The organism is Parazoarcus communis SWub3 = DSM 12120, assembly GCF_003226565.1.
Lineage (GTDB): Bacteria > Pseudomonadota > Gammaproteobacteria > Burkholderiales > Rhodocyclaceae > Parazoarcus > Parazoarcus communis.
The window spans coordinates 1-371 of record NZ_QKOE01000145.1 but is presented as its reverse complement, the minus strand read 5'-3'; the positions used below and the strand labels follow the sequence as shown (position 1 = coordinate 371).

Annotated in this window: 1 pseudogene; it reads right to left on the bottom strand. The window is 59.6% G+C overall.

The annotated features are described in order from the left end of the window. Nucleotides 1–178 (bottom strand): annotated as a pseudogene (locus DNK49_RS23470) (IS1634-like element ISCARN23 family transposase); the annotation flags it as partial. Between the last annotated feature and the right edge of the window lie 193 nt (nucleotides 179–371).

Below are 371 nucleotides of genomic sequence, written 5' to 3'. Positions count from 1 at the left end.
CGCTGGCCTTGAGTCGCATGCGCAACACGCGGTACAGCACCAGTGCGAGGAAGCAGATGAAGGCGTGGGCACGGATGCGCTCGGGCAAGCGGTGATAGACGGGGGCGATCTCGATTTCGCTCTTGAGTACACGGAATCCGCGCTCGATGTCGGCCAAGGCCTTGTAGCGCGCAACGATCTCGACCGGGGTGTGGTCCAGGGCTACCGCAGCTACCCGCTTGTCGTTGACCACTCCAGAATGATTTTCACGATCAAGCACTTGCAACACCCCTGTTCACAGGCCCTTGTTTTGTGTAGCGTCCTGTCTTTTTGGGCGACCGATGGACATAGGGAAGCTGGCCGACATGGTGGAGGTTTTCGAGGGGCTCGAG